16 protein-coding genes are annotated in these 19,290 nt (G+C 73.3%); 7 read left to right on the top strand and 9 right to left on the bottom strand.

The window, feature by feature from the left end; genetic code table 11:
* Window positions 1-39: 39 nt before the first annotated feature.
* Window positions 40-1,020 (top strand): hypothetical protein, encoded by a 981-nt coding sequence (locus tag ACZ7LK_RS04850; protein ID WP_471138386.1) that lies wholly within the window; start codon window positions 40-42, stop codon window positions 1,018-1,020.
* A 6-nt stretch (window positions 1,021-1,026) separates the two neighbouring features.
* Here the strand turns inward: ACZ7LK_RS04850 and ACZ7LK_RS04845 are convergent, their stop codons facing one another.
* Complete coding sequence (locus ACZ7LK_RS04845) at window positions 1,027-1,455, bottom strand: Rieske (2Fe-2S) protein (protein WP_392276291.1); 429 nt, start codon at window positions 1,453-1,455, stop codon at window positions 1,027-1,029.
* Window positions 1,456-1,588: 133 nt separating this feature from the next.
* Between ACZ7LK_RS04845 and ACZ7LK_RS04840 the strand changes: the two genes are divergently transcribed.
* Window positions 1,589-2,842 carry a PfkB family carbohydrate kinase gene (locus tag ACZ7LK_RS04840; RefSeq protein WP_471138384.1) on the top strand — a complete coding sequence of 418 codons (1,254 nt, stop codon included), beginning with the start codon at window positions 1,589-1,591 and terminating at the stop codon, window positions 2,840-2,842.
* A 58-nt stretch (window positions 2,843-2,900) separates the two neighbouring features.
* Here ACZ7LK_RS04840 and uvrA read toward each other — a convergent pair whose 3' ends face one another.
* A complete protein-coding gene (gene uvrA, locus ACZ7LK_RS04835; protein ID WP_471138382.1) occupies window positions 2,901-5,906 on the bottom strand; it encodes an excinuclease ABC subunit UvrA in 3,006 nt (1,001 codons plus the stop codon).
* 191 nt (window positions 5,907-6,097) lie between these two features.
* Between uvrA and ACZ7LK_RS04830 the strand changes: the two genes are divergently transcribed.
* The 3 genes from ACZ7LK_RS04830 (at window position 6,098) to ACZ7LK_RS04820 (ending at window position 8,849) form a co-directional block, all read left to right on the top strand.
* Window positions 6,098-6,781, top strand: a complete 684-nt coding sequence (locus ACZ7LK_RS04830; RefSeq protein ID WP_471138380.1) for a maleylpyruvate isomerase family mycothiol-dependent enzyme — start codon at window positions 6,098-6,100, stop codon at window positions 6,779-6,781.
* A 9-nt stretch (window positions 6,782-6,790) separates the two neighbouring features.
* Window positions 6,791-7,447 (top strand): MBL fold metallo-hydrolase, encoded by a 657-nt coding sequence (locus tag ACZ7LK_RS04825; protein ID WP_392276287.1) that lies wholly within the window; start codon window positions 6,791-6,793, stop codon window positions 7,445-7,447.
* Between the two features lie 118 nt (window positions 7,448-7,565).
* Entirely contained in the window at window positions 7,566-8,849 is a 1,284-nt protein-coding gene (locus ACZ7LK_RS04820) for an MFS transporter (RefSeq protein WP_392276426.1), read from the top strand.
* Window positions 8,850-8,862: 13 nt separating this feature from the next.
* On the opposite strand, the gene ACZ7LK_RS04815 is transcribed toward ACZ7LK_RS04820, so the two are convergent.
* The 6 genes from ACZ7LK_RS04815 to ACZ7LK_RS04790 all read right to left on the bottom strand — a co-directional run bounded on the left by ACZ7LK_RS04815 (window position 8,863) and on the right by ACZ7LK_RS04790 (window position 16,509).
* Complete coding sequence (locus ACZ7LK_RS04815) at window positions 8,863-9,210, bottom strand: hypothetical protein (RefSeq protein WP_392276286.1); 348 nt, start codon at window positions 9,208-9,210, stop codon at window positions 8,863-8,865.
* Between the two features lie 89 nt (window positions 9,211-9,299).
* A complete protein-coding gene (locus ACZ7LK_RS04810) occupies window positions 9,300-10,307 on the bottom strand; it encodes a TerC/Alx family metal homeostasis membrane protein (RefSeq protein WP_392276285.1) in 1,008 nt (335 codons plus the stop codon).
* A gap of 245 nt (window positions 10,308-10,552) precedes the next feature.
* Window positions 10,553-12,565: a TerD family protein gene (locus tag ACZ7LK_RS04805; RefSeq protein WP_392276284.1), complete on the bottom strand. Its 2,013-nt coding sequence runs from the start codon at window positions 12,563-12,565 to the stop codon at window positions 10,553-10,555.
* Window positions 12,566-12,657: 92 nt separating this feature from the next.
* Window positions 12,658-13,236, bottom strand: coding sequence for a TerD family protein (locus ACZ7LK_RS04800; RefSeq protein ID WP_392276283.1), 579 nt, complete (start codon window positions 13,234-13,236; stop codon window positions 12,658-12,660).
* A gap of 137 nt (window positions 13,237-13,373) precedes the next feature.
* A complete protein-coding gene (uvrB, locus tag ACZ7LK_RS04795) occupies window positions 13,374-15,536 on the bottom strand; it encodes an excinuclease ABC subunit UvrB (protein WP_471138376.1) in 2,163 nt (720 codons plus the stop codon).
* Between the two features lie 103 nt (window positions 15,537-15,639).
* The gene (locus tag ACZ7LK_RS04790) at window positions 15,640-16,509 is read right to left on the bottom strand and encodes an MHYT domain-containing protein (protein WP_392276281.1); all 870 of its coding nucleotides are present in this window, start codon (window positions 16,507-16,509) and stop codon (window positions 15,640-15,642) included.
* A gap of 271 nt (window positions 16,510-16,780) precedes the next feature.
* On the opposite strand from ACZ7LK_RS04790, the gene ACZ7LK_RS04785 reads away from it, so the two are divergent.
* Both ACZ7LK_RS04785 and ACZ7LK_RS04780 read left to right on the top strand, forming a co-directional pair.
* Window positions 16,781-17,323 (top strand): methylated-DNA--[protein]-cysteine S-methyltransferase, encoded by a 543-nt coding sequence (locus ACZ7LK_RS04785; protein ID WP_471138374.1) that lies wholly within the window; start codon window positions 16,781-16,783, stop codon window positions 17,321-17,323.
* 109 nt (window positions 17,324-17,432) lie between these two features.
* Window positions 17,433-18,683, top strand: a complete 1,251-nt coding sequence (locus ACZ7LK_RS04780; RefSeq protein WP_392276425.1) for an MFS transporter — start codon at window positions 17,433-17,435, stop codon at window positions 18,681-18,683.
* A 140-nt stretch (window positions 18,684-18,823) separates the two neighbouring features.
* Here ACZ7LK_RS04780 and ACZ7LK_RS04775 read toward each other — a convergent pair whose 3' ends face one another.
* Window positions 18,824-19,180 carry a cupin domain-containing protein gene (locus ACZ7LK_RS04775; protein WP_392276279.1) on the bottom strand — a complete coding sequence of 119 codons (357 nt, stop codon included), beginning with the start codon at window positions 19,178-19,180 and terminating at the stop codon, window positions 18,824-18,826.
* Window positions 19,181-19,290: the final 110 nt, after the last annotated feature.

The raw sequence follows: 19,290 nt of genomic DNA, 5'->3' as shown, positions 1-19,290 counted from the left end.
GTCGTACCGCCCCGTCGTGAACGTTCACCGAGGACTCCCATGGCACGCACCCCGCACACCGAGACCGATCTCGCGCGGATCCTCCACACCGGCCCGTTCCACCTGGCGCTGCGCGCGGCGCTGGCGGTGCGCGGGCTGCCGCTCCAGCGGGTCCAGCACCATCTCGCCCACCGGGGCATCAAGGTCGGGGTGACCAGCCTGTGCTACTGGCAGCAGGGCGCCCGCCGCCCGCAGCGGCCGGAGTCCCTGAAGGCGGTCCGGGCCCTGGAGGAGTTGCTCCGGCTGCCCGGTGAGTCCCTGATACGGCTGCTCGGCGATCCGGGCGCGGACGACCCGGGCGCCGGTACGGGAACGGGGACGGGAGCGGGCCCGCGGCCCGCGGTGACCAGGCCGGCGGGCCGTACGTACCGCTCGCTGCTGGAGGCGTCGGGCGCGGTGGAGCGGCTGATCGCGGAGCTGGAGGCCCCGGCGGACGGCGGGCTGCACACGGTGGGGCACCAGGAGCGGGTGCGGATCGGCGCCGGGCGGGAGCTGCTCGGCCGGGACTCCCAGCAGGTGGTGCGGGCGCACCGGGACGGCGTCGACCGCTACCTGGCCATCCACCACGGCGACCCCGGCTGCGACCCGGAGCGGGTGGTGGTGCGGGCGGGCGAGAACTGCCGCCCGGGGCGGGTGCGGCGGCACGGGGAGACCGGGGTCGTGGTGGCCGAGCTGCTGTTCGACGCACGGCTGCGGGCGGGGGAGACGTACCTCTTCGGGTACGGCTTCGAGGACGGTACGGGCGGGGTGAGCGGCGAGTACGTGCGGGGCTTCAGCTTCGCGGGCGGGCAGTACGTGCTCCAGGTCCGGTTCCACGAGGACGCCCTGCCCGTGCGGTGCCGCCGCTTCGCGCAGACGTCGGCGGGGGCGCCGCGCGGGGCCCGCGGCGACCTGACGCTGAGCGGGCGGCACCGCACGGTGCACTTCGTGGAGCAGGCGGTCCGGCCGGGGATCCTGGGGATCGACTGGGACTGGGACTGACCCGGACTACGCGTCGGGGCCGGCGACCAGCTTGCCGCCGGTGACCTTGACCGGGACCTCGGGCAGGGCGGCGGTCGCGGGGCCCCGGAGCGGCTTGCCGGTGGTGACGTCGAAGCGGCTGCCGTGGCAGGGGCAGTTGCCCTCGGTGCCCTCGACCTTGTCGAAGACGCAGCCCGCGTGGGTGCACTGGGCGCTGAACGCCTTGTACTGGCCCTTGGCGGGGCAGCTCACCACGAGGCGCTCCTCGCGGTACAGCTTGGCGCCCCCGACGGGGACCGCGTCCGCCGCGCCCAGGTCGACCGGGGCGGTCGGCGTGGGGGTCCGGGCGTGGCCGAGCTTGGACTCGGTGGAGCAGGCGGCGGCGCCGAGCCCGGCGGCCCCGGCGAGGGCTGCGCCTTTCAGCACGGAACGGCGGGCGGGCGGCTGGCCGGGCATGGGGGCTCCACGGTGGGCTGGGGGTGCGGTGACGGAACCGACGATACCGGGGTAGATCGGTGGGCCTGCGGCGGGGTTCGGGGGGCGCTGCGGGGGCTGTCCCGTGCGGGGCCGATGGGTTACGTTCGGCCTCGTGATCGTTGCCGCCGGAGAGTCCCTGATCGACCTCGTCCCCACGGGGGCCGAGCCGCTGTCGGCGCTGGTCCCGCGCCGGGGCGGTGGCCCCTACAACACGGCGGTGGCGCTGGGCCGGCTCGGCGCCGAGGCCGCGTTCTGCTCCCGGGTGTCCACGGACGCGTTCGGGGAGGCGCTGCTGGCGGGGCTACGGGCGGCGGGGGTCGCCACGGGCCTCGTCCAGCGGGGTGCCGAGCCCACGACGCTGGCGGTGGCCTCGGTCGGCGCGGACGGTTCGGCGGGGTATTCGTTCCACGCCGAGGGGACGGCCGACCGGCTCTTCGAACTGCCCGGGCGGCTTCCGGACGCGGTACGGGCGATGGCCTTCGGTACCTGCTCGCTGGCCCTGGAGCCGGGCGCGAGCGCCTACGAGGCGCTGCTGCGGCGGGAGGCGGGGCGCGGGGTGCTGACGCTGCTGGACCCGAACGTCCGGCCCGGTCTGCTCCCGGACGCGGAGGCCCACCGGGCGCGGTTCACGGGGTGGCTGCCGTACGTGTCGCTGCTGAAGCTGTCCGAGGAGGACGCGCGGTGGCTGGGCGGTTCACCCGGCGAGTGGCTGGCCGCGGGGCCGGAGGCGGTGGTGCTCACCCGGGGCGCTGAGGGGCTGACGGTGTTCACGGAGGAGCTGACCGTGTCGGTGCCCGCGGTGCCGGTGGCGGTCGCCGACACCATCGGGGCGGGCGACACGGTGAACGCGGCGCTGCTGCACGGGCTGGGGTCCCGCCCGCTGTCCGCCCTGGACGCCGGGGCCTGGACGGACCTGCTGTCGTTCGCGGCCCGGGCGGCGGCGGTCACCTGCTCCCGCCCGGGCGCGGAGCCGCCGTACGCCGCCGAGCTGGTGACGTCCGACACGGTGCTGCCGCTGCACGGCGTGCCCGCGCTGGTCTGCTCTCCCGGCGGGCCCACGCTGGCCGGCCGCCAGGCCGCCCTGGACCTGGTCGGGGACGCGCTGGGCCGCGAGGCGGCACTGGTGGTGGTGCCGGTGGAGCGGCTCGGTGCGGACTTCTTCTCGCTGCGCACGGGCGTGGCCGGCGAGGTGGTCCAGAAGTTCACCGACTACGGCCTGCGGCTGGTCGTCGTCGGGGACGTCTCGCACCACGTGGCCGGCAGCACGCCGCTGCGCGACTTCGTCCGCGAGGCGAACCGGGGCTCCCACGTCTGGTTCACCGACTCGATCCCCGCCCTGGCGGCCCGCCTCGCCCCGTCGCCCTGACTGGCCCGTTGCCGGGCGCGGAGGCCGCCGGGCGCGGGTCCGCGCCCGGCGGGGCGGGTCAGGACGTGGCGGACCGGGTGGCCGGCTTCTTCGCCCTGGTCGTCCCGGCCGCCTTCGCCGTGGCGGTCCGGCGGGTCACGCCGTCCGCCGAGGCGACGGTCTTCTTCGCGGCCGCCCGCTTCCGCGCCGCCGGCACCGCCGCGGCCGCGTCGCTGATGCGGTTCGCGCCGAGGATGTCCCGGAGGAACTTGCCGGTGTGGCTGGCCGGGACGCTCGCGACCTGCTCGGGCGTGCCCTCGGCGACGACCAGGCCACCGCCGCTGCCGCCCTCGGGGCCCATGTCCACGACCCAGTCGGCCGTCTTGATGACGTCCAGGTTGTGCTCGATGACGATCACCGAGTTGCCCTTGTCGACCAGGTTGGAGAGCACGGTGATCAGCTTCGAGATGTCCTCGAAGTGCAGACCCGTGGTCGGCTCGTCCAGGACGTACACCGTGCGCCCCGTCGACCGCTTCTGGAGCTCCGACGCCAGCTTGACGCGCTGCGCCTCACCACCGGAGAGGGTCGGCGCGGGCTGGCCGAGCCGGACGTACCCGAGACCGACCTCGGTGAGGGTGCGCAGGTGGCGGGCGATCGTCGGGACGGCCTCGAAGAACTCCAGGGCCTCCTCGATCGGCATGTCCAGCACCTCGGCGATGGACTTGCCCTTGTAGTGGACGTCCAGGGTCTCCCGGTTGTAGCGCGCTCCGTGGCAGACCTCGCACGGGACGTACACGTCCGGCAGGAAGTTCATCTCGATCTTGATGGTGCCGTCACCGGCGCAGTTCTCGCAGCGACCGCCCTTGACGTTGAAGGAGAACCGGCCCGGCAGGTAGCCCCGGACCTTCGCCTCCATGGTCTCGGCGAAGAGCTTGCGGACATGGTCGAAGACACCGGTGTACGTCGCCGGGTTGGAGCGCGGGGTGCGCCCGATGGGCGACTGGTCGACGTGGACGACCTTGTCGACCAGGTCGTCGCCGTCCACCCGCGTGTGCCGCCCGGGGACGGACTTGGCGCCGTTGAGCTCGCGCGCCAGGTGGGTGTACAGGATGTCGTTGACCAGGGTCGACTTGCCGGAGCCCGAGACGCCGGTGACGGCCGTCAGCACGCCCAGCGGGAACGACACGTCGATGTCACGGAGGTTGTTCTCCCGGGCGCCGTGCACGGTCAGCCGCCGTGCCCGGTCCACCGGGCGGCGGACGTCGGGGAGCGGGATGGACCGCTTCCCGGCCAGGTACTGCCCGGTCATCGACTCCTTGTTGGCCAGAAGCTGCTTCAGGGGGCCGGAGTGCACGACCTTGCCGCCGTGCTCACCCGCGCCGGGGCCGATGTCGACGACCCAGTCGGCCACCTTGATGGTGTCCTCGTCGTGCTCGACGACGATGAGCGTGTTGCCCATGTCGCGGAGGCGCACCAGGGTCTCGATCAGCCGGTGGTTGTCGCGCTGGTGCAGGCCGATGGACGGCTCGTCCAGGACGTACAGCACGCCGACGAGGCCGGAGCCGATCTGGGTGGCGAGCCGGATGCGCTGGGCCTCGCCGCCGGAGAGCGTGCCGGCCGCGCGGTTCAGCGACAGGTAGTCCAGGCCGACGTCGACCAGGAAGCGCAGCCGCTCGTTGACCTCCTTGAGCACCCGCTCGGCGATCTTCTTGTCGCGGGCGTTCAGCTTCATCCGGCCGAGGAAGTCGGCGCACTCGCTGATGGACATCGCGGAGACCTCCGCGATGGACTTCTCCATGACCGTGACCGCGAGGACGATCGGCTTGAGGCGGGTGCCCTCGCAGGTGGGGCAGGGCACCTCGCGCATGTAGCCCTCGAAGCGCTCGCGGCTGGAGTCGCTCTCGGCCTCGCTGTGCCGCCGCTTGACGAAGGAGACGGCGCCCTCGAAGGCGGGGGTGGTGTACGCCCGCTCCCGGCCGTACCGGTTGCGGTAGCGGACCTCGACCTGGGTCTTGTGCCCGTACAGCAGCGCCTTCTTCGCGCGCGCGGGCAGCCCGGCCCAGGGGATGTCGGTGCGGAAGCCGAGGGCCTGGGAGAGGCCGCCGATCAGCCGGCCGAAGTACTCCTTGGTGTGGCCGTGCGACCAGGGGTGGATCGCGCCCTCGTCGAGGGAGCGCTCCTCGTCGGGGACGACCAGCTCGGGGTCGACCTCCATGCGCGTGCCGATGCCGGTGCAGTCGGGGCAGGCGCCGAAGGGCGAGTTGAAGGAGAAGGAGCGGGGCTCCAGCTCCTCGAAGGACAGGTCGTCGTACGGGCAGTACAGGTGCTCCGAGTACATCCGCTCGCGCTCGGGGTCGTCCTCGGGGAGGTCGACGAAGTCGAGCACGACCATGCCGCCCGACAGGCCCAGCGCGGTCTCGACGGAGTCGGTCAGCCGCCGCTTGGCGCTGTCCTTGACCGTGAGGCGGTCGACGACCACCTCGATCGTGTGCTTCTCCTGCTTCTTCAGGGTGGGCGGCTCGGCGAGCTGGACGGTCTGCCCGTCCACCCTGGCCCGGCTGTAGCCCTTGGTCTGGAGGTCGGCGAAGAGGTCGACGAACTCGCCCTTGCGCTCGCGCACCAGCGGCGACAGGACCTGGAAGCGGCTGCCCTCGGGCAGCTCCAGCACCTTGTCGACGATGGCCTGCGGCGACTGGCGCGAGATGGGCCGGTGGCACTCGGGGCAGTGCGGCTTGCCGATGCGCGCGAAGAGCAGGCGCAGGTAGTCGTAGACCTCGGTGATGGTGCCGACCGTGGAGCGCGGGTTGCGCGAGGTGGACTTCTGGTCGATCGAGACGGCCGGGGAGAGGCCCTCGATGAAGTCGACGTCCGGCTTGTCCATCTGGCCGAGGAACTGCCGGGCGTAGGAGGAGAGCGACTCGACGTAGCGGCGCTGCCCCTCGGCGAAGATCGTGTCGAACGCGAGGGAGGACTTGCCCGACCCCGAGAGCCCGGTGAAGACGATGAGGGAGTCACGCGGGAGGTCGAGCGAGACGTTCTTCAGATTGTGCTCGCGCGCGCCACGGACGATGAGACGGTCGGCCACGCCGGTCCGCACCTTTCTTGAGAGAAGCGGGGGCACAGCCCCCGTCCCAGACTGTTCAAGCCTACGGGGGGCCGCCAAATGGATGTCTGGCTTTCAAGGATGCCTCCACCGAGCGTATAGCACGCGCATTCGATTTCCGGCCATGAGCAACCACCTTCACCCGATCGTGTGGCGGCGCTAGGGTCAGCAGCATGATCGACCATGTGCATGACCTGGCCTCCGTGCGCGAGGCGACCGACCGACTGCTCACCGCCGCCGCCAAGCTCGACGACGCCGCCGTCGCCGCGCCGTCCCGGCTCCCCGGCTGGACCCGGGGGCACGTCCTGGCCCACCTCGCCCGCAACGCCGACGCCCTGGTGAACGTCCTCCTGGGGCGTCCCATGTACGTCAGCGCCGAGGCGCGCGACGCCGACATCGAGCGGGACGCCACCCGCCCGCTCGCCGTCCAGCTCGACGACGTCCGCGAGAGCGCCGCGCGGTTCCGGGCGGCGGGCGAGGCGCCGGCCGACTGGGACCGGGTGGTGGAGCTGCGCAACGGGGTGACCGACCGGGCCGCGAGGTTGCCCTTCCGCCGCCTCGTCGAGGTGGAGCTGCACCACGTGGACCTGGACGCCGGCTACGAGCTGGAGGACCTGCCGGAGGAGTTCACCGAGCGGGAGATCGCGTTCCTGGCCGACCGTTTCGCCGGCCATCCCACGGTACCTCCGACCCGGCTGCTGGCGGCCGGGGCGGAGTGGCGCACGGGCGGCGACGAGGGCCCCGCGGTGACCGTCTCCGGCCCGGCGCCCGACCTCCTCGGGTGGCTCGCCGGACGCCGTGACGGCGCGGCTCTGGAGGTCAAGGGAGGCCCCCTTCCCGTACTGCCCCCGCTATAGGCTGGCTCCATGACGTACAGCGGAGCGGTGAAGGTGGGCGGGCCCGCCGATGTGCACGAGCTGACGGACCTGATGATCTCCAAGGTCGCGGTCGGCCCGATGGACAACAACGCGTACCTGCTGCGCTGCCGGGCGACCGGCGAGCAGCTGCTCATCGACGCGGCGAGCGAGCCCCGGACGCTGCTCCGGCTGATCGGTGACGACGGCATCGCGTCCGTCGTCACCACCCACCGCCACCGCGACCACTGGGACGCGCTGGCCGAGGTCGTGGCGGCGACCGGCGCCCGCACCCTCGCGGGACGGTACGACGCCGAGGGCATCGAGGTGACCACGGACGTCCCCGTCGACGACGGGGACACGGTGCGGGTGGGGCGGGTGGAGCTCACCGCCCGCCGTATGGTGGGGCACACCCCCGGCTCGATCGTGCTCGTCTACGACGACCCGCACGGCCATCCGCACGTCTTCACCGGCGACTGCCTCTTCCCCGGCGGCGTCGGCAACACCCGCCAGGACGCGGACGCCTTCGCCAGCCTGATCCTGGACGTCGAGACCAAGCTGTTCGACGTGCTGCCGGACGAGACCTGGGTCTACCCCGGGCACGGCAAGGACACCACCCTGGGGCAGGAGCGCCCGAAGCTCCCGGAGTGGCGCGAGCGCGGCTGGTAGTCGCTCCGGCGGCTCCCGAGCGCCCCCGTAACCCGGGGGCGCCACGGGTGGTTGGCGCGACATGCGCCACAGTCACGGTCCGCGTCCGTCCTCCCCCGCACCGCCCGGGCCGCCCTCCATGGTGCGGCTCGCCGCCGCCTCCCTCGCCGGCACGGCCGTCGAGTTCTACGACTTCTTCGTCTACGGGACCGCGGCCGCGCTGGTCCTGGGCCCCCTGTTCTTCCCGACCTTCTCGCCGGTCGCCGGCACACTGGCCGCCTTCGGCACGTTCGCGGTGGGGTTCCTCTCGCGCCCGCTCGGTTCCGCGCTGTTCGGTCACATCGGGGACCGGTACGGGCGGCGGCCGGTGATGTTCGCGTCGCTGGTCCTGACCGGGGCGGCCACCGTCGCCGTGGGGTGCGTGCCCTCGTACGCGACCCTCGGGGTGACCGCTCCGGTGCTCCTGCTGGTGCTGCGGTTCCTCCAGGGCCTGGGGCTCGGCGGCGAGTGGGGCGGGGCGGTGCTGCTGACGGCGGAGCACGCGCCCGCGCGGCGGCGCGCGCTCTGGGCGAGCTTCCCGCAGGTGGGTCCGGCGGTCGGGTTCCTGCTGGCGAACGGCGTGATGCTCGCGCTGTCGGCGGGGCTGAGCGACGCCCAGTTCCGCGCGTGGGGGTGGCGCGTGCCGTTCTGGGCGGCCGGGCTGCTGGCGGCCGGCGGGCTGCTGCTGCGGACGTCCCTGGCCGAGACGCCGCAGTTCCGGGAGATGGCCGAAACCGGCGGGCGGGCGAGCGCCCCGCTGGTGGAGGTGGCGCGCGACCACTGGCGGCTGGTGCTGCTGACGGCCGGCGCGCTGGCGGTCGGGTACGCGATCTTCTACGCGGTGTCCACCTGGGCGCTGGCGTACGGCACCGAGCGGCTCGGCGTGAGCCGTACGCGGATGCTGGTGTGCATCATGGCGGCGGTGGCGGTGAAGGGCGTGCTGACCCCGTTCGCCGCGATGCTGGGCGACCGGGTGGGGCGGCGGCCGATGTGCCTGGCCGGCTGCACGGCCGCCGCCCTGTGGATGTTCCCGATGGTGGGCCTGCTGCACACCGCGCGGCCCGTACTGATGTTCCTGGGGTTCACCGGGGCCCTGCTGGCGTTCATCACGATGTTCGCCGTGGTGGCCGCCTATCTGCCGGAGCTGTACCCGCCGCGGGTGCGCTGCACGGGGGCGGCCGTCGGCTACAACCTGGCGGGTGTCCTGGGCGGCGCCCTCACCCCGATCGTGGCGACGGCCTCGGCGGGCGGTTCGGGGCCGCCCTGGGGCGTCGCGGCCTACCTGACCGTGATCGCCCTGCTCAGTCTCGGCTGCTTCGCCCTGCTGCCGGAGACGCTGCCCGGACGGGTGGCGGATCCCGCCCTGGAGTCGGCGGCCGCCTGAGACCCCGGCGGTCTCAGCGCAGGTCCTCCTGGGCCAGCAGGTCGCAGTCCGTGAAGGACGGCGGCCGGGTGCACAGGGCGGCGATCTGTCCGGCCATCTCCGTGGTCGCGGGGTCCTCGCTGTTGCGCATGGCCTCTTCGTACGAGTCGAAGTGGATGACCGACAGGTAGCGGTTGGGGTTGTCCCGGTCCCGCAGCAGGAGGCGGGAGGTCGGTCCGCCGGGCCGGCCGGTCATGTCGGCCCGCCGCTGCTCCATCAGGGCGTCCAAGTCGTCGATGCGTTCGGTTTCGAAGTCGATGATCTGCGCGAACTTCATGCCGTTCTCCGCGGTGCGCCGTGCCCCTGGGGTCGGGGCGCTCACCGTCAAAGCAAACACCGGCCGGGGCGGCCCGCAATGCGGGCGGCCCCGGCCGGTGCCGTGTCTCCGGCGGTGCGGCCCGCCGGCCGGGCTCAGGCCTCGACGCTGTCCTTGGGGGCCTTCCCGGCCCCTTCGGCGGCCTCGGCGGCCTCGCGCTCCGCCTGCTTCCTGGAGGCGATCAGGCTGGTGATCGTGGTGATGACCAGGACGCCGCAGATGACCGCGAGGGAGACGGGGATCGAGATCTCCGGCACGTGCACCTCGGACTCGTGCAGGGCGTGCAGCACCAGCTTCACGCCGATGAAGCCGAGGATCACCGACAGGCCGTAGCTCAGGTGGACCAGCTTCTTCAGCAGTCCGCCGATGAGGAAGTACAGCTGCCGCAGACCCATCAGGGCGAAGGCGTTGGCGGTGAACACGATGTACGGGTCCTGGGTCAGGCCGAAGATCGCGGGGATGGAGTCCAGCGCGAACAGGACGTCCGTGGTGCCGATGGCGAGCATGACGACCATCAGCGGGGTCAGGACGCGCTTGCCGTTGTTGCGGATGAACAGCTTGGTGCCGTGGTACCTGTCGGCGACCCCGAAGCGGTTCTCGATGGACTTCAGGAGCCGGTTCTCCTCGAACTCCTCGTCCTCCTCGTCGGCACGCGCTTCCTGGATCAGCTTCCAGGCCGTGTAGATCAGGAACGCGCCGAAGATGTAGAACACCCAGGAGAAGCTGGCGATGATCGCGGCACCGGCGGCGATGAATATCGCGCGCAGCACCAGGGCGATCAGCACACCGATCAGCAGCACCCGCTGCTGGAGGTGGGTCGGCACCGCGAACTTCGCCATGATCAGGACGAAGACGAACAGGTTGTCGACACTGAGCGACTTCTCGGTGATGTAGCCGGCGAAGAACTCGCCGGAGGCCCGGCTCTCGCCGAAGACCAGGAGGCCCAGGCCGAACAGGGCGGCGAGGACGATCCAGACGACCGTCCAGATGCCGGCTTCCTTGACCGACACGTCATGGGGCTTGCGCCCGATGAAGAAGTCGACCGCGATCAGGGCGGTGAGACCGAGAATGGTCGCCGCCCACAGGCTCATCGAAACGTCCACTGCGCCTCCGGCGTCGTACGGCTATGGATCAGCGTCGTCGCTGCCGGAGGTCTCTTCCACCCGGGGCGGCCCGGTCCCGATGACCGGTCGTGCCGCGGGCCGGCGCCCCGGGACCGGTCTCATGTCCGACCGTCCGTATTGACGGGTACGCCGCGTACGGGAGTACTCCCCTCCGCACCAAGAACGTTACCCCAAAGACCAAAGGGAGGTAAAGGGAACAGTAAAAGAACTTTCAAAAGAGCAGGTCAGCGGCGCCAGTTGGTACGGGCGTCGACCGCCTGGGAGAGGACCTGACCGAGGATCCCGCTGCCGGCCGGCAGCCGGGGCGGCTCGTACGTCCAGGCGTGGCCGACCCACGGATCGGCGAGGTGGTCGTCCGGAACGGGCGTCAGGCGCAGCAGCGACTTCCACAGCGGGTCGAGGACCGGCCCGTAGGCCCGGGCGTCCTCCCGGTCGGCCACCAGCAGCAGATGGACGCCGACCGCCGGGCCCTCGTCGGCCAGGTAGCGGAGCTGGGTGACGGTCCGGTCGTCGAAGCCGTGCGGGAAGTCGTTGACGATCAGTAGCTGGTCGGCCGTGTCCAGGCCGGGCGGGAGGGCGTCGGTCGCTCCCCCGCTCACGGCCATCCGGAGCAGCTCCACCCGCTGGGTGAGCGCGCCGAGGACGGAGGCCACTCCCGCGGCACCGGCCGCGGGCGGTGCCGCCAGGGCCCCGGACGCGGTCAGCGGGGCGAGCGAGGCGGCCGCCGCACCCGCCGGGTCGATGACGTGGACCGCGTACGCGCCGGCCGGGTGGACCGCGAGCAGCCGCGCGGCGTGCAGGACCGCGGTGTCCACCGCCAGCCGGCGCAGCTCACCGTCGTCCAGCGCGGCGGCGGCCTCGGAGCCGGAGCGGCCGCTGTCCACCCACAGACCGCGCTCCAGCGGCAGCCGCATCAGCATGGGGATGCGCAGCTCGGGACGCTCGGGGAGGTGGAGGTCGCCCAGGCGCAGCGCCATCGGGGCCTCGGCGGGCACCCGGTAGCCGTGCCAGACCGGGTTGTCCCAGCCCGCGTAGGCGACCGGAAGGGCGGGCTCGACGACCTCGGACTCGGCGGTGAGCTGGGCGAGGTCCCGGTCGAGCGCCTCCCGGGCCCGGGCGGTCAGCTCGTCGCACCTGGCGCGGGCCGCCGCGCGGGCCGCGTCACCGGCGGTGCCGATCCGGCTGCGCGGGTCGGACAGGACCCGGTCGAGCTCCTGGTCCATGCGGGACTCGGCGAAGTCGACGGCGCTGCGGTACGCGGCGGTGGTGCGAGCCAGGTCCTCGAACATGCCCCAGACCTGGTTGTACAGGCGCTCGTCCATGGACCAGCCGCTGGCGTCACCGGCGACCGGCCGGGCGGGCCCGCCCTGCTGCGCGGGCTGCTGGGCCGGGGGCGGCGGCGGGGGCGTGGTCGAGCCGCGGCGCGGGTGCGCGTAGCTGATCGGGCCGCCGGTGGCGGGCCCGGCCGGGGTCGCGGGGCCGGTCGGGGTGGCCGGGGCCGGCCCGTGGGGCGGGGCCGCCGGGGCGGGCCCGGCGGCGGGGGTGACCTGGGTGGTGTCGGGGGCGAGGTCGGCGGGGACCGGCTCGCCGGGGCCGGCGGGTGCGCCGGACGCCGTCAGTGAGGCGCCGTGCCTGGCGCGGTCGCCCCCGGCGGCGCGGGGCGGGGGCGCGGCGACCGACCGGGTGATGCCGTCCGCGACCGCCGCGTGGACGGTGGCGGCGACGTCGGCGGCACGGTCGAGGCCCTGGTCGGCGAGGAGCGCGGTGAGCCCGCCCGCGTACCCCTGCCCCACGGCCCGTACCTTCCAGGCGCCCTGACGGCGGTACAGCTCCAGGGCGACGACCGCGGACTCGGTGTCCAGCCCGGTGAGGGTGTACGTCGCGATCTCGGTGCCGTCGAGGGCCACCACCGCGGCGAACGGGGCCGCCATGGCACCGAACCGGTCCGGGCCGCCGGCACCGTCGGGCAGCGCGAGGAACACCGTCACCCGGTGGGCCGCCCCGGGCAGGGCGTCGAGGTCCACGGCGAGCCGGTGCCCGGCGGCCGCCTGCCGCGACACCTCCAGGCCCGGCAGCGCGGGCGAGCCGGGGTGGGCGACCCACTCGGGGCCGGTCGCCGTGCCCGCGGCGTCGGCGAGCGTGGCGCCCGCGACGACCGGCGCGCCGGCCGTCACCCGGATCTCGAGTCGGCTGTCGGGCAGGGGGTGGTTCTGCCCCCGGACCAGCTCGGCCGTCATCCCTGTGTCCCCTCGGTGCCTCGGTGCCTCGGTGAAACGCAGCTCCCGGCGGCCTGGCCTCCGGGAGCTGCGGGTGGTCGGTGCGGTGCGTCCTACAGGTGCGGCAGGATCGACGGCATCAGGTCCTGGAACGTACGGCCGTTGGCCGGGTTGCCCAGGGCGGTCATCTGCCAGCCGGTCCCCGCTCGGTGCACCTTGGCCATGATCTGCGCGGTGTACTGGCCGCCGCCGTCCAGGGTGTAGCGCGCGAGCTCCTGGCCGTTCGTCTCGTCGACGATGCGGCAGAAGGCGTTCTGGACCTCCTGGAACGTCTGGCCGGTGAAGGAGTTCACCGTGAAGACGATCTGGTCGATGTGCACGGGGACCCGCTGGAGGTCGACGAGGATCGCCTCGTCGTCGCCGCCCTGTCCCGCGCCGCCCACCAGGTTGTCGCCGGTGTGGCGCACCGAGCCGTCGTCGCTGACCAGGTGGCGGAAGAAGACGACGTCCACGGGCTGCTTCTCGGCGAAGAGCACCGCCGAGGCGTCGAGGTCGATCTCCCGGGTGCGCGAGCCGAACAGACCGCGGCGCGGAGCCGCCTGCCAGCCGAGCCCCATCCGCACCGCGGTGAGAGTACCCCCGTCGCTCTTCTGCAGGCTGATGGCCTGGCCCTTGGTCATGTTGACCGTCACGCGCTGTCCCCTCTCATTGCCTACCCCCGCGACCATAGGAAGAGTGCGGTTGACCAGCACCCTACGCAGTGGCCGGGGGGCCGCATCAGGCCAGGTCCGCTTTTGTGGCGGTGTTGCAACACACCGGCCCGGCCGCGTCAGGCGATGCCCGCCTCCTTCATCTGCCGCAGCTCCTTCTTCAGCTCGCCGACCTCGTCACGCAACCGCGCCGCCACCTCGAACTGGAGCTCGGCGGCGGCCGCGCGCATCCGCGCGGTCATCTCCTCGATGATTCCGGCCAGTTCGGCCGCCGGGCGGTCGCTGACCAGGGCGCCCTTGCCGGCCGCCGTGCCGCCCTTGCCCGCCTTGCCGGCCGCCCTGCCGCCGGCCTGCGCGGACGCGGAACCGAGCGAGGGAACGGGGGCCTTGGCGCCCTTGCCGTCCTTGGACTGGCGGTAGCCGGTGCCGAGCAGCTGCTCGGTGTCGACCTCCTCGCGCGCGATGGTCGCGACGATGTCGTTGATCTTCTTGCGCAGCGGCTGCGGATCGATGCCGTGGGCCGTGTTGTACGCGACCTGCTTCTCGCGGCGGCGGTTGGTCTCGTCGATGGCCTTCGCCATGGCCGGGGTGATGGTGTCCGCGTACATGTGGACCTGGCCGGAGACGTTGCGCGCCGCACGGCCGATGGTCTGGATCAGCGACGTGCCGGAACGGAGGAAGCCCTGCTTGTCCGCGTCGAGGATGGCCACGAGCGAGACCTCGGGGAGGTCGAGGCCCTCGCGGAGCAGGTTGATGCCGACCAGGACGTCGTACTCACCGGCCCGCAGTTCGCGCAGCAGCTCGATCCGGCGGAGGGTGTCGACGTCGCTGTGCAGGTAGCGGACCTGGATGCCCAGTTCCAGGAAGTAGTCGGTGAGGTCCTCGGCCATCTTCTTGGTGAGGGTGGTGACGAGCACGCGCTCGTCGCGCTCGGTGCGCAGCCGGATCTCGTGGACCAGGTCGTCGATCTGGCCCTCGGTGGGCTTGACCACGACCTCGGGGTCGACCAGGCCGGTGGGCCGGATGATCTGCTCGACGAAGCCGTCGGAGCGGGACATCTCGTACTGTCCCGGGGTGGCCGAGAGGTAGACCGTCTGGCCGATACGCTCCTGGAACTCCTCCCACTTCAGCGGCCTGTTGTCGAGCGCGGACGGCAGCCGGAAGCCGTGGTCGACGAGGGTGCGCTTGCGGGAGGCGTCGCCCTCGTACATGGCGCCGATCTGGGGCACCGTGACGTGGGACTCGTCGATGACCAGCAGGAAGTCCTCGGGGAAGTAGTCGAGGAGGGTGTTGGGCGGGGAGCCCGGCTCGCGGTCGTCGAAGTGCATCGAGTAGTTCTCGATGCCGGAGCAGGAGCCGATCTGGCGCATCATCTCGATGTCGTACGTGGTGCGCATGCGCAGGCGCTGGGCCTCCAGCAGCTTGCCCTGCTTCTCCAGCTCGGCCAGGCGCAGCTCCAGCTCCCGCTCGATGCCGTTGATCGCCTTCTCCATGCGCTCCGGCCCCGCCACGTAGTGGCTGGCCGGGAAGACGTACAGCTCGCGGTCGTCGCTGATGATCTCGCCGGTGAGCGGGTGGAGCGTGGACAGCGCCTCGATCTCGTCGCCGAACATCTCGATGCGGACGGCGAGCTCCTCGTAGACCGGGAAGATCTCGATGGTGTCGCCGCGCACCCGGAACGTCCCGCGGGTGAAGGCCAGGTCGTTGCGGGTGTACTGGATGTCGACGAAGCGGCGCAGCAGCAGGTCCCGGTCGATCTCCTCGCCGACCTTCAGGGGGACCATCCGGTCGACGTACTCCTGGGGCGTGCCGAGGCCGTAGATGCAGGAGACGGAGGCGACCACGACGACGTCCCGGCGGGTCAGCAGCGAGTTCGTCGCCGAGTGACGCAGCCGCTCGACCTCCTCGTTGATCGAGGAGTCCTTCTCGATGTAGGTGTCCGACTGCGGGACGTACGCCTCGGGCTGGTAGTAGTCGTAGTACGAGACGAAGTACTCGACCGCGTTGTTGGGCAGGAGTTCGCGGAACTCGTTGGCCAGCTGGGCGGCCAGCGTCTTGTTCGGCGCCATGACGAGGGTGGGGCGCTGGAGCTTCTCGATCATCCAGGCGGTCGTCGCCGACTTGCCGGTGCCGGTCGCGCCGAGCAGGACGACGTCCTTCTCCCCCGCGTCGATGCGCCGGGCCAGGTCGGCGATGGCCGTGGGCTGGTCGCCGCTGGGCTGGTAGGGACTGACGACCTCGAAGGGCGCCACCGAGCGTTCGATCTTGGAAACGGGCCGCATGCAACCACCGTACGACCCGGCACTGACAGTCGGGGGGCGAGCGGGCCGGCCGGACCTCCCGGCGGCGGCCCGGAGCCGGCGGCGCGGGCCGTGTTCCGGCCGGTCAGCGGTCGCCGGCGCGGGCCCGGCGGCGGGTCCGGCGGACCGGCGGCGGGAGGGCTGACCCGCCGTAGGCGTGGCCCTCCTGCCAGGCGGCCGGGATCCCGGGACGGCGGGGCGACGGGATCGGCCCGCGCCGGCCGGGGTCGCCCGCCACCAGGAGCGGGTCGAAGACCACCATGATCCCGGCGAGCAGCAGGAACACCACCGGGCCGAGCAGCATGGGCCCCAGCAGCCAGGCGGTGTCGGAGCCGGGGGCGGGGTCCTCGCCGTGCAGGTGCACGCTGACGGCGGCCATGCCGGTGTAGTGCATGCCGGTGACCGCGACGCCCATGCCCAGACCCGCGGCGAGGCTGGGCAGCAGCCCCTGGACCGCGACGGCCGCCCACAGCGCCGAGGTCGCCGCCACGACCGCGATCACGACGGAGAGGGCGACGGTGGCGGTGTCGTACTGGAGCCGGCCCGGCAGGCGCATGCCGGCCATGCCGAGATAGTGCATGGTGGCGATGCCGAGGCCCATGAGGGTGCCTCCGGTGCCCAGGGCCATCACGGTGGCGCCCCGGTACCCGACGATGAAGATCCCGATGCCGGACGTCACCACCGCCACCGGGAGGCTGGCGAAGGTGATGGCGGGGTCGTAGCCGACCGGTGCCTCCTGCACCGTGAAGCCCATCATCGCGATGAAGTGCATGGTCCAGATGCCCGTGCCGATGGAGGTGGCCCCCAGGGCGAGCCAGCCGGGCGAGAAGGTGCCGTGCTCGCGGAGGGACCGGGCGATGCAGCGCAGGCCCAGGGCACCGCCCAGGCACGCCATGAGAAAGGCGGCCACGGGCGTGATGAAGCCGTAGCTGAAACCGTCGACCGTGGCCTGCATGCCCGTACGCCTCTCGTTCCTCGTGCCCCGCCGTCCGCGCGCCCCGCGCTCGTGCCGCGGCACCGGTGGTGCCATGTGTACCCGCTGGTACGGGGGCGAGGCTACGGCCCGTGGGTCACCGATCGGACACCGGCGGGTCGGTTCGCCGGCCGGAGGCTCCGGTGCCGGGCGTCCGGAGGGCTTCCGTCCGCGCCCGTCCGGCGGGGGGCGGGGCCGGTCGGCGTCGCCGGCGTTGTCGGCGTTGTCAGTGGGCGGTCGTACGGTGGCCTTCATGGACAGCAACGGGCAGTTCCTGGAGTGGGCCGTCGTGGACAGCGACATCGGCCCGCTGTTGCTCGCCGCGACGGGCGAGGGGCTGGTGAGCGTGGTGTTCCACGCGGACGACCGGGTGCGGGAGCGGGCGCTGGAGCGGCTGGCGGGGCGGCTCGGCGCCGACCCGGTGCACCGGGCCACGGGGTGGCTGGCCGAGCCGATACGTGAGCTGGAGGCGTACTTCGCGGGCGGGCTGAAGACGTTCGGGGTGCGGCTGGACTGGTCGCTGACGGCCGGCTTCAACCGGCAGGTGCTGCGCGAGCTGGCGTCCGGCGTGCCGTACGGCTCGGTCGTCGGGTACGGGGACCTGGCCGGCCGGGTGGGGCAGCCGGGGGCGGCGCAGGCGGTGGGCGCGGCGATGGGGTCCAATCCGCTGCCGCTGGTGGTGCCGTGCCACCGCGTGGTGGAGAGCGACGGGGGGATCGGCGGGTTCGGCGGGGGTCTGGAGACCAAGCGGAAGCTGCTGGCCCTGGAAGGCATCCTTCCGCAACCGCTGTTCTAAGCCGCTGTTCCGATCCTGTAAGGGGTGGCAAACTGCCGCGGTGACTACTGATCCCGACGTTCCCGAGCCCTCCGGAGCGGTGACGGCCCCGGCCTCCGGCGCCGGTTCCGTGTGCGCGCCGTCCGGCGTCACCGCGGCCGGCCTGCCCGCCTTGCGGCGGAGGACCGCGGCGGTCCTCATCGCCAGCCAGATCCTGGGCGGGCTGGGGGTGGCGACCGGGATCGCCCTGGCCTCCGTCCTGGCGCAGGAGGTGAGCGGGACCGAGGCGCTGTCCGGGCTGGCGCCGACCGCCACCGTGGCCGGGACGGCCCTGCTGTCCGTACCGCTGGCCGCGCTGATGGCCTCGCGGGGGCGGCGGCCGGGTCTGGTCCTGGCTTACCTGATCGGGGCGGTCGGCGCGGGCGTGGTGGTCGTGGCGGCCGTCGCGGGGAACTTCCCGCTGCTGCTGGCCGGCATGGCGGGGTTCGGCGCCGGGTCGTCGGCCAACCTCCAGGCGCGGTTCGCGGCGGCGGACCTGGCGGAGCCGGAGCGGCGCGGGCGGGCCATCTCCACGGTGGTGTGGGCGACGACCATCGGCGCGGTGCTGGGACCCAACATCGCCGCGCCCGCCGGGCGGAGCGTCGCGGGTCTCGGCATACCGGCGGCGGCCGGGCCGTTCCTCTGGGCGGCCGGGGTGTTCCTGGTCTCGGCGGCGGTGGTCGCGGCCCTGCTGCGGCCCGATCCGCTGCTGACCGCGCGGGCGCTCGCCGCCGGCGGCGAGAAGGACACGGGCCCCGGGGGCCGGTCGCTGCGGGCGGGCGTGCGGGCCGTACGGGAGTCGCCGCGTGCCCGGCTGGCGCTGGTCGCCGTGGCGGTCTCGCACACCGCGATGGTCTCGATCATGTCGATGACCCCGGTGGCGCTCAGCCACCACGGGGCGGGCATCACGCTCATCGGGCTCGTCATCAGCGGCCACATCGCGGGGATGTACGCGTTCTCGCCGGTGATGGGCTGGCTGTCGGACCGGCTCGGCCGGCCGGCCGTGATCGGGCTGGCGGTGGGGCTGCTGGCCGTGGCCGCGTTCCTCGCCGGTACGGCGGGGGCGAGCCACGGGCGTACCGCGGCGGGGCTGTTCGTGCTGGGGCTGGGCTGGTCCGCGGGGCTGGTGTCCGGGTCCGCGCTGCTGACCGACTCCGTCCCGCAGTCCGCCCGGGCCGCCGTGCAGGGCCTGTCGGACCTGACCATGAACACGGCGGCGGGCATCGGCGGGGCGGGGGCCGGACTGATCGTCGCCCAGGCGGGGTACGGCTGGCTGAACGCGGTGGGCGCGGCGCTGCTGCTCCCGCTGGCCGCCCTGACGGTACGGCACGCGCGGTCCTGACCGCGCGCGGACGCGACCGGCGGGCCGGACCGGCGGCCCGGGACCCGGCGGGCTGGGGACGGGCAGGCCGGGGACGAATGGCCTGGGACGGCGGGCCCGGGACGGCGGGCCCGGGACGGCGGGCCCGGGACGGGACCGGCTCAGAGGCTGATGTGGTACGCCTTGCGCAGCGTCTCGTGCACCGTCCACGTCGTGCGGTCGCCCTCGCGCAGCACGCACGCGTCGCCCGGTCCCAGCTCCAGGGTGTCGCCGCCCTCGACCTCCACGGTGGCGCGCCCGCTGACCACCACGAACAGTTCGTTCGCCTCGGTGTCGGTCACCACGCCGGGCGTGATCTGCCAGATGCCGCGCAACTGCGTGCCGTCGGCCGATTCCCACAGCACCTTGCCGGTCACCACCGGGTCCCCGGAGACGATCTGCGCGGGGTCCAGCGGCTCGGGTTCCAGCTCGGCGTCGGGGATGTGCACGGCGAAGGAGGGTCGCTCAAGGGTCGTCATGGCCGGTGACTGTAGCGGGGGCCACCGAGCGGCCCCCGACCGGCCGGGCCCTCGGCACCGGTCGCGCGACGCGGTCCGGGCGGCCGCGCGCCGCAACGGGAAGGTGACCG

The sequence above is a fragment of the Streptomyces sp. NPDC039423 genome (genome assembly GCF_055598725.1).
Note: the sequence above shows the minus strand (reverse complement) of the source record. Positions and strands in the feature narration are given on the sequence as shown.